The sequence below is a fragment of the Enterococcus sp. GPZ-007 genome, assembly GCF_059374735.1.
In genome coordinates, this window is the sequence record NZ_JCAFYN010000001.1 from 149,063 (window position 1) to 163,587 (window position 14,525).

The window sequence follows — 14,525 nt, forward strand, 5'->3', positions numbered from 1 at the left end:
TCTATTTCCCTCCTTTCTCAGTGTTTTTCTTTGTAGGAAGAATTTCTCCACGATAAATCCACACTTTAACTCCTAGTTTTCCGTATGTTGTATTCGCTTCTTCCCAAGCGTAGTCGATGTCGGCACGCAATGTATGAAGAGGAACTGTTCCTTCAGAGTATCCTTCTGAACGAGCGATATCCGCACCATTCAAACGACCAGATACTTGAGTTTTGATTCCTTTAGCGCCAGAACGCATAGTGCGTTGGATCGCTTGTTTTTGTGCACGACGGAAAGCAACACGGTTTTCTAATTGACGCGCGATTCCTTCTCCGACTAATTTGGCATCTAAATCTGGTTTTTTGATTTCAACGATGTTGATGTGAACTCGTTTACCAGTTAATTTGTTTAATTCTTTTCTTAGGCTTTCGACTTCAGATCCGCCTTTACCGATAACCATACCAGGCTTAGCTGTGTGGATTGAAATGTTCACACGGTTTGCAGCGCGTTCGATTTCAACTTTTGACACAGCGGCATCAGCAAGTTTCGTTGCGATGAACTTACGGATTCTCAAATCTTCGTGTAGAAATTCAGCATACTCTTTTTCGGCATACCATTTAGCATCCCACTCACGGATGATGCCTACACGCATTCCAATAGGATTTACTTTTTGACCCACTGATTATCCCTCCTTATTTTTCTGATACCACAACGGTGATGTGACTTGTACGTTTGTTGATTGGTGAAGCTGAACCTTTTGCACGTGGACGGAAACGTTTCATTGTTGGTCCTTCGTTAACAAATGCTTCAGAAACTACCAAGTTTTCAACATCTAAGTCAAAGTTGTTCTCTGCGTTAGCAACTGCGGACATCATCACTTTTTCGATGATTCCAGCAGATTTGTTTGGTGTGAATTTCAAAATTGAAATTGCTTCTGCTACGCTTTTTCCTCTAATAAGATCGATTACTAAACGTGCTTTACGAGGAGAAGTGCGAACTGTTTTCGCAGTTGCCTTAGCTGATGTAATTTGTTCTGCCATGTTAATATCCTCCCCTCAAAATTAACGTCTTGTTTTCTTATCGTCGGCGGCATGTCCACGATAAGTTCTTGATGGTGCAAATTCACCTAATTTATGTCCTACCATGTCTTCTTGGATGTAAACTGGCACATGTTTGCGTCCGTCATAAACAGCAATAGTAAATCCTACAAAGTTAGGAAAAATTGTTGAGCGACGAGACCAAGTTTTGATAACTTTTTTCTTTTCAACACCTTGTTGCGCTTCGACCTTTTTCATCAAATGATCATCAGCGAAAGGTCCTTTTTTCAAACTACGACCCATGGTGTACCTCCTCTCAAAATATGCGACACATAGTCAATGATATTATTTAGTCTTACGACGTACGATAAGCTTGTCTGATGCAGCTTTCTTGTTACGCGTTTTGTAACCCAATGCAGGTTGTCCCCATGGAGATACTGGAGCTTTACGTCCGACTGGAGCTTTACCTTCACCACCACCGTGTGGGTGATCGTTAGGGTTCATTACGCTACCACGTACAGTTGGGCGTTTGCGCATCCAACGAGAACGTCCAGCTTTACCGATGTTGATCAATTCGTGTTGTTCGTTACCAACAGAACCGATTGTTGCACGGCAAGTAGCTAAGATCATGCGAACTTCGCCAGAATTCAAACGTACTAATACGTATTTGCCTTCTTTACCAAGTACTTGTGCACTTGTACCAGCTGAACGGATCAATTGTCCGCCTTTGCCAGGTTTCATTTCAATATTGTGGACAACAGTACCGACTGGAATATTTTCTAGTGGTAATGCATTCCCGATTTTAATATCTGCATCTGGTCCAGATACTACAGTCATGCCAACTTCTAAGCCTTTAGGGGCTAAGATGTATGCTTTCACTCCATCTGTATAATGAACTAATGCAATGTTTGCTGAACGGTTCGGATCGTATTCGATCGTTTGAACCTTAGCAACCACGTTATCTTTGTTACGTTTGAAGTCGATAACACGGTATTGACGTTTATGTCCGCCACCTTGATGGCGTACTGTAATGCGACCGTTGTTGTTACGACCGGCGTTGTTTTTCAATGGTTGTAATAACGTCTTTTCAGGCGTTGAAGTAGTGATTTCAGCGAAATCAGAACTTGTCATATTACGACGACCATTTGAGGTAGGTTTGTACTTTTTAATCGCCACGTCTAGTTTCCCTCCTATTTACTAGTGATTTTCTAACGCCTATTCAGCGTCGAAAAGTTGAATTTCTTTTGAGTCTTCAGTCAAAGTCACAACAGCTTTGCGACGTTTTTTCGTGAAGCCTTGGTATTTACCCATACGTTTTGCTTTTGGTTTAGCATTCATAATGTTTACATTTTTAACTTTAACGTCGAAAGCAGCTTCAACCGCTTGTTTGACTAAAGTTTTGTTCGCACGAGTGTCTACTTCGAAAGTATATTTCTTTTCATCCATGTCTAACATAGATTTTTCAGTGATCACTGGGCGTTTGATTACGTCTAGTAAGTTCATTATGCAAGCACCTCCTCAATTTGAGTAAGAGCAGTTTGCGTTGCTAAGATTTTGTCATTAGCGACTACATCTAATACAGTAACGTTGTCTGAAGTAGTTACAGTTACGTTTGATAAGTTACGAGCAGCTAAGCCTGCAACTTCGTTTCCTGTTTCTAAAACAACCAATACTTTTGAATCGATAGACAAGCTAGTTAAAACTTGTTTGAATTCTTTTGTTTTAGGTGCGTCAAAGCTTAAAGCGTCAACAGCAACTAAGTTATTTCCAGCAACTTTTTCTGATAAAACAGATTTGATTGCTAAGCGACGAACTTTTTTAGGAAGTTTGTAGCTGTATGAACGTGGTGTAGGTCCGAAGACAATACCACCTCCACGCCATTGTGGTGAACGGATAGAACCTTGACGAGCACGTCCAGTTCCTTTTTGACGCCATGGTTTGCGGCCACCGCCACGAACTGCGCTACGATTTTTCACAGCGTGTGTTCCTTGTCTCAATGAAGCGCGTTGCATAACGATTGCATCGTAAACAACACTTTCATTTGGTTCGATTCCGAAGATTTCTTCATTTAAAGTGATGTCACCGTTTTGAGTTCCATCTTGTTTGAATAATGCTACAGTTGGCATTCCTTAGTTCCTCCTTTCCTATAACTAATTATTTAGCTTTCACAGCTGATTTGATAGTGATTAAAGATTTTTTAGCTCCAGGAACATTTCCTTTTACTAAGATAACGTTGCGATCAGCGTCAACACGAACAATTTCAAGGTTTTGAATTGTTACGCGGTTGCCACCCATACGACCAGCAAGTTTTTTATTTTTAAATACGCGGTTCGGTGCAACAGGACCCATAGATCCAGGACGACGGTGGTAACGGGAACCGTGAGCCATTGGGCCGCGGCTTTGTCCGTGACGTTTGATAACGCCTTGGAATCCTTTACCTTTAGTCGTTCCGGTAACATCAATGATGTCTCCAGCTTGGAAAGTATCAACTTTCACTTCTTTACCTACTTCATAGTCTCCTAGCTCAACATCTTTGAATTCTCGAATGAAGCGCTTAGGAGCCGTGTTTGCTTTTGCAACATGACCTTTCGCAGGTTTGTTAGACAAAACTTCACGCATATCTTGGTAACCTAATTGAACAGCTTCGTAGCCATCGTTTTCCATTGTTTTCACTTGTAAAACAACGTTTGGAGTAGCTTCGATTACAGTTACTGGAATTAGTTCGCCAGATTCTGTGAAGATTTGAGTCATTCCCACTTTTTTCCCTAAGATTCCTTTGGTCATGATTACACCTCCATCTTCTTATTATAGTTTGATTTCAATATTCACACCTGATGGTAAGTCAAGCTTCATTAAAGCATCGACTGTCTTCGGTGTTGGGTTCACAATGTCAATCAGACGTTTGTGAGTACGCATTTCGAATTGTTCGCGTGAATCTTTGTATTTATGAGTCGCACGGATTACAGTGTAAAGACTGCGTTCAGTTGGTAATGGAATTGGACCAGACACGCTAGCTCCAGTTCTTTTTGCAGTTTCCACGATTTTATCCGCTGATTGATCTAAAATACCATGTTCATACGCTTTTAAACGGATACGAATTTTTTGTTTTGCCATCTTGTTCCCTCCTTCGCCTATTTTAAAAAGTAGACATAGCTCCACGAAAATCTCCGTCACACTCGTTCGTGGCAAAGCGTCCGGGCGTGTCGCAACCTCTCGTTTCAAAGCCGACGGATTCTTTTCTGAACCCCCCAGTGATATTTGCACTTCTGCAAACAGCACCTTTATGATTATATTACATGAGACTACTGATTGCAAGGATTTTCTAAGAAACTTTCGTTTTTCTGTATTGTTTTCTGAAAACACATTTGACAGAGAAAACTTTTAGCTTTACTTCTATATAATATAAATAGATTTATGACGTTATTCGTTTTTCATCAATCGGTGATAAAACTTTTTCGCAAACGGATAAGCACCCCCTGGCCAGCGAGCCGAAATGTAATTACGGTCTTGCAACACAAAGGCTGGTTTCTCATTATTCAATGAATCTCTACCCAACGAAAAATCTCCTGAATGAAATTGGTCCGAGTCTCTCAGAGCAAATTTCACTTCATCTTCAACTGCTATTTGGTAAGTACGATAATAATCTCTCAACTACATAGCTGTTAGATAATCTGCGCCTAACTCCTGCCCTTTCAATAAGAACGTTGTTTGATAGTCATAAAGTACAGATTTTCTCGTGCGTGAATCGATTGACCTTGCAGCCAAAACTGTCCCATGGCAAATTGCGCCAATTATTTTTTGATTAACAAAAAATTCTACAACCTTCCCTTGTAAAATACCGGATTCTAAATATGACTTCATCCCCTTATCATGCCCACCGGGTAATATAATTCCATCGTATTCAGATGTTTGAATTTCAGAATAGCTGATTGGATTTAGAAAAGCTTCACTTTCAACCATCTGTTGATAAGCTTCAATCGCTTCAGAATCAGCCATCAAGAATTTCCTAAAGACACCAAAACCTTTACCTGTAATTAAACGGACATCAGCTGCGGCGACTTGACCATCAGGTGTGGCAAAAATGATTTTCATACCTTGACTAGTTAAATACCTCCACGGGACAGCGCCCTCTGTCGGGTCGAACCCATATCGCGGCAATGGGATAAGCATCATTTCAATCTTCCTCTCATAGCATCATGGTGCTATGGTACTAAATTTCTCACCTAATAGGAACTAATCGTATTCGACCCCTTACAAGTTAACATTGTTAAATAAAACTTTGGCTACTAGTTTGTTTTAAAACTTTCATTATCATCTTAAAACGTAAAAAAAGGCTCACCGAAAAACCGGTGAGCCTTTTACGTCCGAGCATAAATTTTAAGTGTAAAGTTGATTAAGCTTTGATTGTAGTTACAACGCCTGAACCAACAGTACGTCCGCCTTCACGAATAGAGAAACGAGTTCCGTCTTCGATCGCGATTGGGTGGATTAATTCAACTTCCATAGTTACGTTATCACCAGGCATTACCATTTCAGTACCTTCTGGTAGATCAACAACACCAGTTACGTCAGTTGTACGGAAGTAGAACTGAGGACGGTAGTTAGTGAAGAATGGAGTATGACGTCCACCTTCTTCTTTAGTTAAAACGTAAACTTCTGCAGAGAATTTTGTATGTGGAGTGATTGAAGCTGGTTTAGCCAATACTTGTCCACGTTGGATGTCTTCACGTGCAACACCACGTAATAATGCACCGATGTTATCGCCTGCTTCAGCGTAGTCTAACAATTTACGGAACATTTCAACACCTGTAACAGTTGTTTTAGCAGTTTCGTCAGCAATACCTACGATTTCAACTTCGTCACCAACGCGAACTTGTCCACGTTCAACACGACCAGTTGCAACAGTACCACGACCAGTGATTGAGAATACATCTTCGACTGGCATCATGAATGGTTTGTCAGTATCACGAACTGGTGTTGGGATGTATTCGTCAACAGCAGCCATTAATTCTAAGATTTTTTCTTCGTATGAAGCGTCGCCTTCTAAAGCTTTCAAAGCTGAACCTGCGATAACTGGAGTGTCGTCGCCTGGGAAGTCGTATTCTGTTAATAAGTCACGAACTTCCATTTCAACTAATTCAAGTAATTCTTCATCGTCAACCATATCCATTTTGTTTAAGAATACAACGATGTAAGGAACACCAACGTTACGAGATAACAAGATATGTTCACGAGTTTGAGGCATAGGGCCATCAGCAGCAGATACTACTAAGATAGCTCCGTCCATTTGAGCAGCACCAGTGATCATGTTTTTAACGTAGTCCGCGTGTCCTGGGCAGTCAACGTGAGCGTAGTGACGGTTTTCAGTTTCGTACTCAACGTGAGCAGTGTTGATAGTGATTCCGCGTTCGCGTTCTTCAGGTGCTCCGTCGATTTGAGCGTAGTCCATTGCTTGCGCTCCGCCTTTTTTAGCAAGTACAGTTGTAATTGCAGCTGTTAAAGTAGTTTTACCATGGTCAACGTGTCCGATAGTACCAATGTTAACATGGGGTTTTGAACGGTCAAATTTTTCTTTAGCCATTTAAAATGTTCCTCCTAAGTAAATGAGTTTAGTTTTTTATCTGATAGGTCCGCACCACAAAAGCGATGCGAGCCCATATCATCAGTTAATTATTTTACATGAAACGTTGTTAAAAATACAGTTCTTTTGGAAAAAGCCGTCAAAAATCAATTGACTTTTAAGAATTATTCAGCTTTACCGCCATTTTTCTTAATGATTTCTTCTTGAACTGATTTCGGTACATCTTCATAGTGGTCAAAGACCATCATAAATGTTCCGCGTCCTTGTGTAGAAGAACGAAGTGTTGTAGCATAACCAAACATTTCAGCTAACGGCACAATAGCGTTAACGATTTGCGAGTTACCATGCGCTTCCATACCTTCAACACGACCACGACGAGCAGTCACGTGACCCATAACATCACCTAAGTAATCTTCTGGAACAGTAATCGTAACTTTCATCATTGGTTCAAGGATTGATGGGCTAGCTTTCTTCGCAGCAGCACGCAACGCCATAGAAGCAGCTACACGGAATGCCGTTTCATTTGAATCGACATCATGGTATGAACCATCATAAAGCTTCGCTTTGATATCGACTAATGGATAACCAGCTAATACACCGTTCGCCATTGCGTCTTCTAATCCTTTTTCAACTGCTGGGATGTATTCACGAGGAACCACACCACCGACGATTGCGTTTTCGAATTCGAAGCCAGCACCTTCTTCATTTGGTGTAAATTCGATCCATACGTGACCGTATTGACCTTTACCACCAGACTGACGTACAAACTTACCTTCTGCATTAGTAGCAGCACGGAATGTTTCACGATAAGATACTTGAGGCGCACCAACGTTAGCGTCCACTTTGAATTCACGACGCATACGGTCAACCAATACGTCCAAGTGAAGTTCACCCATACCAGCGATTACAGTTTCGCCAGTTTCAACGTTTGTTTCAACGCGGAATGAAGGATCTTCTTCAGCAAGTTTTTGTAAGGCAACACCCATTTTATCTTGGTCAGCTTTTGATTTAGGTTCAACAGCAACTTCGATAACTGGATCAGGGAATTCGATTGATTCAAGGATAACTGGTGCTTTTTCGTCACACAATGTATCCCCAGTCGTTGTATCTTTCAACCCAACAGCAGCAGCGATATCACCTGAATAAACCGTATCGATTTCTTTACGAGTGTTCGCGTGCATTTGCAGGATACGTCCGATACGTTCACGTTTGCCTTTAGAGGCATTTAGCACGTACGAACCAGAGTTTAGAACACCTGAGTAAACACGGAAGAATGTTAGACGACCTACGAATGGGTCAGTCATAACTTTAAACGCAAGTGATGAGAATGGAGCTGAATCATCAGCTGGACGTTCCGTTTCTTCGTCTGTTTTAGGATCGAAACCTTTGATTGCAGGTACATCAGTTGGCGCTGGAAGATAGTCAATGACTGCATCCAACATCAATTGAACCCCTTTATTCTTGAAGGCTGAACCACATAGTACTGGGTAGAAGTCTACTGCTAGAGTTGCGTTACGGATACCTGCTTTCAATTCTTCTTCAGTGATTTCTTCACCTTCCAAGAATTTCATCATTAGATCTTCATCAGTGTCAGCAACTGCTTCAACTAATTTTTCACGCCATTCTTCAGCTTGTTCTTGATATTCAGCAGGAATTTCAGTTTCTTGAATTTCCGTACCTAAATCGTTCGTATAGATTTCAGCTTTCATTTTAACTAAGTCAATGATCCCAGTGAAATCATCTTCCGCACCAATTGGTAATTGGATTGGATGAGCATTCGCTTGCAAACGATCATGTAAAGTGCTTACTGAATAAAGGAAGTCTGCACCAATTTTGTCCATTTTATTACAGAATACGATACGTGGAACACGGTATTCTGTTGCTTGACGCCAAACAGTTTCTGTTTGTGGTTCTACACCTGATTGTGAGTCCAAAACAGTTACTGCACCGTCAAGCACACGTAATGAACGTTGCACTTCGATTGTGAAATCCACGTGTCCTGGGGTATCAATGATGTTTACACGGTGGCCCTTCCATTGCGCTGTAGTAGCGGCAGAAGTGATCGTGATACCACGTTCTTGTTCTTGTTCCATCCAGTCCATTTGAGAAGCGCCTTCGTGGGTTTCTCCAATTTTATGGATTTTACCAGTGTAGTATAATACACGCTCTGTTGTTGTTGTTTTACCAGCGTCAACGTGAGCCATGATACCGATATTACGAGTGTTTTCTAGAGAAAATTCTCTTGCCATTTCTTAGTTTGCTCCTCTCTTAAATTAAATTTAGCGTTGTTTGGTCAGAATTCTGTTGAACTTCGTCAATAGAAAAAATCTTACCAACGATAATGAGCAAATGCACGGTTGGCTTCCGCCATTTTGTGTGTATCTTCGCGTTTTTTCACAGAAGCACCAGTGTTGTTAGCAGCATCCATGATTTCTTTCGCTAAGCGTTCTTCCATTGTATGTTCGCCGCGTAAACGAGCGAAGTTTACAACCCAACGCAATCCTAAAGTAGTACGACGTTCTGGACGTACTTCAACGGGTACTTGATAGTTAGAACCCCCAACACGGCGAGCTTTAACTTCTAATACAGGCATGATGTTTTCCATTGCTTGTTCAAAAACTTCCAATGGATCATTCCCTGTTGATTCTTTGATTGTGCTAAAAGCGTTGTATACGATATTTGAAGCAGTACCACGTTTGCCGTCAACCATTACACGGTTGATTAAACGAGTTACTAACTTAGAGTTATACATAGGATCTGGCAAAACATCACGTTTCGCAGTAGTTCCTTTACGAGTCATACGTAACTCCTCCTTCCGAAAATATGTCTTATCTATTCGTTTGATTAAGCTTTAGGTTTTTTAGTACCGTATTTAGAACGGCTTTGTTTACGATCGTTTACACCGGCAGTATCTAGTGCGCCACGAACGATATGGTAACGTACCCCTGGTAAGTCTTTTACACGACCACCACGTAATAGAACAACACTGTGTTCTTGTAGGTTATGGCCGATACCTGGAATATAAGCTGTTACTTCGATCAAGTTTGACAAACGAACACGAGCATATTTACGCAATGCTGAGTTGGGTTTTTTAGGTGTCATAGTCCCCACACGTGTACAAACTCCACGTTTTTGTGGTGAGTTCACGTTTGTTTGAGCTTTTTTAAAGCTATTATATCCTTTGTTCAATGCTGGTGAATTTGATTTTTCCACCTTTGATTTACGAGGTTTACGTACTAATTGATTAATTGTAGGCATTCCTTGTTTCCTCCTTCCTCGATTCACTGTCTAGTACCACACATCCTGGTGGTTCTTTTTCAGCGATAAAAAATAATGCATCCCTGCATTCTCTATCAAGCGTACTTCGACACAGTCAGCACGTCTCTGTCGAGAGACCTGTTCACAAAGCACCTTTGATAGCATACCATGATTGATTTTAGCTGTCAACAAACTATCTAGAGTTTTTTTCTGCTTTTATTTATAGGTCAGATTTTTTCAAAATCACTTAAAATAAAAAAAATCTTATTTCAAATAAAATCGTGATACTTTATTTAATTGACAACCAATAAAACGCCTTCATCTTTTTGGTCTTTTTTACTTAAAAGGCTATCTTTTTTCTTTTATTGCGATTACAATGGACGTAACTTAGCAGAAGGTGGGAATTTTCAATGAATTTGAAAGAGTTAGTTGGGATCGAAGCAGCAAAATTTGTCAAGGACGGCATGGTCGTCGGATTAGGAACTGGATCAACAGCCTACTATTTAGTAAAGGAATTAGGTCGGCGCGTGAATGAAGAAGGTTTAAAGATTACAGGCGTCGTGACTTCTTCAAAAACCGAAGAACAAGCTAAAGAACTAGGGATTCCTTTGAAAGCAATCGACGATGTAGAATCGGTTGATCTGACTATCGATGGTGCTGATGAAATCAGCGATGATTTCCAAGGGATCAAAGGCGGAGGTGCAGCACTGCTTTTCGAAAAAGTAGTAGCGACCTATTCTAAGGACTGCATTTGGATTGTAGATGAAAGCAAGATGGTTAACAAATTGGGCAAGTTCCCTTTGCCAGTTGAAGTCGTACCATTCGGCAGCCATAATGTTTTCCGTCTATTTGAAGCAAAAGACTACAATCCAACATGGCGAATGACCGATTCCAATGAACTTTTAACGACAGACGGCGGGCATCACATCATCGATCTGCACTTGGAGGTCATCGAAGACCCCCGTGCATTAGCAGCAGAACTGGATACGTGTGTTGGTGTCGTCGAACACGGATTGTTCATCGATATGATTTCACGTGCAATCGTCGGTACTCCTGAAGGACCAAAAATCTTAGAGGTTCCAGCAAAATAATTTCATAAAAATCCCTTTAAAGCTTGTGTTTTGATAAAAAACACACTCAATTTAATGGAAATCACGGCAGAAACATTGTACAATGATTCAGGAATTGAAAATTTCAGAAATTTCAAAAGGAGAGAATGTTATGCCAAAATTAGTTTTTTCTCGTCACGGCTTAAGTGAATGGAACAAATTGAACCAATTTACAGGCTGGGCGGACGTTGATTTGGCTCCAGAAGGTGTCGAAGAAGCAAAAGAAGGCGGCCGTAAAATCAAAGAAGCAGGAATTGAATTTGATGTAGCTTACACATCTGTTTTAACTCGTGCGATCAAAACCTGTGACTATATCTTAGAGTATTCTGATCAACTTTGGGTGCCAACTGTAAAATCTTGGCGCTTAAACGAACGTCACTATGGTAAATTACAAGGATTGAACAAGAAAGAAACCGCTGAAAAATACGGTGACGAACAAGTTCACATCTGGCGCCGTTCATACGACGTTTTACCTCCATTAATGGAAGCAACTGACGAAGGCTCGGCAGCTCAAGATCGTCGTTACTCAATGTTAGACCCTCGCGACATTCCTGGGGGCGAAAACTTGAAGGTTACTTTAGAACGTGCATTACCTTTCTGGCAAGACGAAATCGCTCCTGCTTTGAAAGATGGCAAAACTGTTTTAGTAGCTGCTCATGGTAACTCACTACGTGCATTGGCTAAACACATCGAAGGTATTTCTGATGCAGATATCATGGACTTAGAAATCCCAACAGGTCAACCACTTGTTTATGACTTGAACGATGACTTAACAGTTGCTAAAAAATACTACCTATAAAATTGTAAAATTTTTCCCGGCTCAGTAATGAACCGGGATTTTTTTTGCTAGTACTACTTTGCCCTAAAGTACAAAGTAGTAGAATCGTATGTGTAGCGAAATCGAGCTCATTTTCAACTCTTTGGAACAAATGATTCATAAAAAAATCTGTCGACACATCCGGCGGTTTAATTGATGATCTTGTCATCACTGGTGTTGATATCCGCCAGACGTTTCTTCCAATCTGCTCGTTCTGCATCAGTCAAAGCTTTATAATCAGTTACGCGAGCAACGATCTTCAAAGGGTGAGTACTCCGGTAAGATTTTGTCGGATTTCCGGGAAATTTTTTATCCGTCACATTCGGATCATCTTCAAATTCTCCCGTAGGTTCAACTAGATAGACATACTCTTCGCCCTCTCCCTGCGCGAGAGCGGCTGCTAATCCAGCACCATCCCTCAAAGCGGTGAAATAGATATGATTCATTACCACATTCGGCCGATAATTTGAATGGTGTCCAGCAGTAAGATAGTCTCCCACCTCCAGTTTGACTTTTGTTCCATGATAAAAAGGCCCGCTTGTATCTTCTTTATTCATATTTTCCACTCCTCAACAAATTCCTTAATTAATGTTTACTTATAGTACAACTAATCTTTATGTATGAACAGAAAAAGACAAATCAGTCTTGTTTTAGCGAAAAACACAAAAAACGCAGCCAGATTAAAAGTGCCTAAGCACTAATTCCAACTGCGTTTATTAATGATGCGGCCGAGAAGACTCGAACTTCCACGGTATTGCTACCACTAGCGCCTGAAGCTAGCGCTCGATTTCCAGCCAAGGCTAGCCAAGAGCATAGCCCTTCATTCCAATGCTTTAACAGTCCTTTAAAGACTTTCAATTCGTTTATACTCTATAAACATAGTTTAAAGGTGTATTGATAAAAGTTCAATAGCTTTGCTTATTTTAAACAGATTAAATACTAGTTCAGATAATTGCTCGCTTATATCAAGGACTTACTATTTTACTTACTGATTCACTTACAGTTCTGTTAATTTATTAGCTAATATATCAAGCTCATTTCCAAACTAACAATCCAAAAAAACATTGATACATCAACAATTTTGAATTTGAGCCAGTTTGTTTTAGAGCTAAAAAATGAGCTAATTTTGTTTACAATTCTGAACAAATACTGTAAGCTATGTTTATAGCGCATGCGCTATAACGTGTATGATAAAACTAGAAAAAAAGCCAGTGCTACCAACACTGACTTTAATAGTTGAGTTTGACTCAGCTCAAATATTCATCTGCCACTATCTTCCTGACCAAAAGCTGATAGTGGTCTTTTTATATTCTATTGAAGCATTAAAAATTTCAATGCTTCTACAATCAGGTAAACAATAAGTTTAACCGTTATACTAGAAGCAACATCCTTAATAAAGTCTTTCAAGGATATCCTATATTATTAAATAGAGCAGGACAAAAGCAATGAATAATTATCATTCATGGCATCAACTCCTTCATAGAGAGCTTAGCCATTTACTCAACTGTGTTCAGTATAGCAAAATTGAAAATAAAATACTACTTGAGAACACATTATAATGCGGCATCATGTAAATGTCGGTTGTTAGTTTGGCTCGCGTAAATCAAATGAGGGGCAAAAAAATTTTCGTTTATGATAATTATCATATGCTATATTACCTAATGAATACACGGACTTGATAAAATCAAAAGAGGCTGATAATATTGAATTCATAGGGAATCACGTCCCTTTACGATTTTGAGTGGGAGACTGTGTCCCTTTGTGGATACAGTCTTCTTTTTTCATAGTAATACAAATATATTAAAAACAATGAATCATGAAATATTGCTATTACTTACACCGTAATTCACGTTAGAAAAAACAGGCGTAGGCTTTACTTTGTTATTTAGATTTTGAAAATAAGGTCATTTCACAATCTTTTGTAATAAGAAAACATTGATATATCAAACTTTCAATATCACTGCTCGTTATTTTCACAAACTAGAACTCTGAACCCCTTGATATAACTACAACTTCAGGTAAGGCGCATTATGTAAACCAAAAAGAGGAATGTTATTCTATAAATCTGAATAGGTAAAATGGATACGACAGACTCGTATCCATTTTTTGTGTATTCTATTGATTTATTGCATAGGTAACAGTGATCAAGTAAAGTTCTGGTTCTATCATCGATCGTGCCTGTATCCTTCATAGATCAAAGCTCAGAACCATGATATGTCTAGTTAGATCGTAAATCTTTTCTCTAGCTTGTAAAGCATCGCACACAAATCATCGTGGTTGGTATCAATATGTCTGATCTCTGTGCATCGTAGTTGCATATCTTTTTTTAGCGTCTGCCAAATGTAAACTATAGCCGCATTTTTTGAGGTAAGGTTTTTCCTATTAGCTCCGCTGACTTCAATCCACGTATTTAGTTCATCTTCAAATTGTTTGGTCAGACAAACTTCTAAATCAACTGATTGAATAGTATAGCCCAAGCATGACACACGCTCGTGTAATTCTCTCAAGGTCTTGCTGAGTTTTAATTTATTCATTGTCTGGTTTATCATAATAATGCTCCTCGACGTTCAAGCTATCTCTAGCGAACGTCTATTAATTTATTTTGTGTGTTCTGTAAGCGACCAGAGCACGGTGATGCCATCCCAAAAGGGATCGTGTAATCTACTTAAACGAGCTTATACGGGCTCTAAGAGCATCGCTCTTGCTCTCATGAGAGTCTAACCATACTTCATAGGATTTTGGCT

Annotated in this window: 18 protein-coding genes; 2 read left to right on the forward strand and 16 right to left on the reverse strand. The window is 39.9% G+C overall.

The window, feature by feature from the left end; all coding sequences use genetic code 11:
* Position 1: 1 nt before the first annotated feature.
* The 14 genes from rpsC to rpsL form a co-directional block, all read right to left on the reverse strand.
* Positions 2-658 carry a 30S ribosomal protein S3 gene (rpsC, locus tag AC4J95_RS00690; protein WP_316401971.1) on the reverse strand — a complete coding sequence of 219 codons (657 nt, stop codon included), beginning with the start codon at positions 656-658 and terminating at the stop codon, positions 2-4.
* 13 nt (positions 659-671) lie between these two features.
* Positions 672-1,019 (reverse strand): 50S ribosomal protein L22, encoded by a 348-nt coding sequence (gene rplV / locus AC4J95_RS00695; RefSeq protein WP_010742755.1) that lies wholly within the window; start codon positions 1,017-1,019, stop codon positions 672-674.
* 21 nt (positions 1,020-1,040) lie between these two features.
* Entirely contained in the window at positions 1,041-1,319 is a 279-nt protein-coding gene (gene rpsS / locus AC4J95_RS00700; RefSeq protein ID WP_010782058.1) for a 30S ribosomal protein S19, read from the reverse strand.
* 42 nt (positions 1,320-1,361) lie between these two features.
* Entirely contained in the window at positions 1,362-2,192 is an 831-nt protein-coding gene (gene rplB, locus AC4J95_RS00705; protein ID WP_316401972.1) for a 50S ribosomal protein L2, read from the reverse strand.
* A gap of 39 nt (positions 2,193-2,231) precedes the next feature.
* Positions 2,232-2,519 carry a 50S ribosomal protein L23 gene (locus AC4J95_RS00710; protein WP_010747215.1) on the reverse strand — a complete coding sequence of 96 codons (288 nt, stop codon included), beginning with the start codon at positions 2,517-2,519 and terminating at the stop codon, positions 2,232-2,234.
* Positions 2,519-3,142 (reverse strand): 50S ribosomal protein L4, encoded by a 624-nt coding sequence (gene rplD, locus AC4J95_RS00715; protein WP_494548202.1) that lies wholly within the window; start codon positions 3,140-3,142, stop codon positions 2,519-2,521. Before rplD ends, AC4J95_RS00710 begins: the two co-directional genes overlap by 1 nt.
* Positions 3,143-3,170: 28 nt before the next feature.
* Positions 3,171-3,800: a 50S ribosomal protein L3 gene (rplC, locus tag AC4J95_RS00720; protein WP_207107468.1), complete on the reverse strand. Its 630-nt coding sequence runs from the start codon at positions 3,798-3,800 to the stop codon at positions 3,171-3,173.
* 21 nt (positions 3,801-3,821) lie between these two features.
* Positions 3,822-4,130 (reverse strand): 30S ribosomal protein S10, encoded by a 309-nt coding sequence (gene rpsJ, locus AC4J95_RS00725; RefSeq protein WP_010756438.1) that lies wholly within the window; start codon positions 4,128-4,130, stop codon positions 3,822-3,824.
* A gap of 306 nt (positions 4,131-4,436) precedes the next feature.
* The gene (locus AC4J95_RS00730; RefSeq protein ID WP_494548203.1) at positions 4,437-4,571 is read right to left on the reverse strand and encodes a hypothetical protein; all 135 of its coding nucleotides are present in this window, start codon (positions 4,569-4,571) and stop codon (positions 4,437-4,439) included.
* A 96-nt stretch (positions 4,572-4,667) separates the two neighbouring features.
* Positions 4,668-5,189: a type 1 glutamine amidotransferase domain-containing protein gene (locus AC4J95_RS00735; RefSeq protein WP_494548204.1), complete on the reverse strand. Its 522-nt coding sequence runs from the start codon at positions 5,187-5,189 to the stop codon at positions 4,668-4,670.
* Between the two features lie 220 nt (positions 5,190-5,409).
* Positions 5,410-6,597 carry an elongation factor Tu gene (gene tuf / locus AC4J95_RS00740; RefSeq protein WP_494548205.1) on the reverse strand — a complete coding sequence of 396 codons (1,188 nt, stop codon included), beginning with the start codon at positions 6,595-6,597 and terminating at the stop codon, positions 5,410-5,412.
* 164 nt (positions 6,598-6,761) lie between these two features.
* Entirely contained in the window at positions 6,762-8,846 is a 2,085-nt protein-coding gene (fusA, locus tag AC4J95_RS00745; RefSeq protein ID WP_494548206.1) for an elongation factor G, read from the reverse strand.
* A gap of 80 nt (positions 8,847-8,926) precedes the next feature.
* On the reverse strand, positions 8,927-9,397 hold the full coding sequence (gene rpsG, locus AC4J95_RS00750; protein ID WP_316401977.1) for a 30S ribosomal protein S7: 471 nt from the start codon (positions 9,395-9,397) through the stop codon (positions 8,927-8,929).
* 44 nt (positions 9,398-9,441) lie between these two features.
* Complete coding sequence (gene rpsL, locus AC4J95_RS00755) at positions 9,442-9,855, reverse strand: 30S ribosomal protein S12 (protein WP_010742744.1); 414 nt, start codon at positions 9,853-9,855, stop codon at positions 9,442-9,444.
* 410 nt (positions 9,856-10,265) lie between these two features.
* Here rpsL and rpiA point away from each other — a divergent pair, with 410 nt between their 5' ends.
* Together rpiA and gpmA are read left to right on the forward strand one after the other, a co-directional pair.
* On the forward strand, positions 10,266-10,946 hold the full coding sequence (gene rpiA / locus AC4J95_RS00760) for a ribose-5-phosphate isomerase RpiA (protein ID WP_494548207.1): 681 nt from the start codon (positions 10,266-10,268) through the stop codon (positions 10,944-10,946).
* Between the two features lie 130 nt (positions 10,947-11,076).
* Positions 11,077-11,763 (forward strand): 2,3-diphosphoglycerate-dependent phosphoglycerate mutase, encoded by a 687-nt coding sequence (gpmA, locus tag AC4J95_RS00765; protein WP_316401979.1) that lies wholly within the window; start codon positions 11,077-11,079, stop codon positions 11,761-11,763.
* 167 nt (positions 11,764-11,930) lie between these two features.
* Here the strand turns inward: gpmA and arr are convergent, their stop codons facing one another.
* Positions 11,931-12,338, reverse strand: coding sequence for an NAD(+)--rifampin ADP-ribosyltransferase (arr, locus tag AC4J95_RS00770; protein WP_494548208.1), 408 nt, complete (start codon positions 12,336-12,338; stop codon positions 11,931-11,933).
* A 1,665-nt stretch (positions 12,339-14,003) separates the two neighbouring features.
* Positions 14,004-14,330, reverse strand: a complete 327-nt coding sequence (locus tag AC4J95_RS00775; protein ID WP_494548209.1) for a hypothetical protein — start codon at positions 14,328-14,330, stop codon at positions 14,004-14,006.
* Positions 14,331-14,525: the final 195 nt, after the last annotated feature.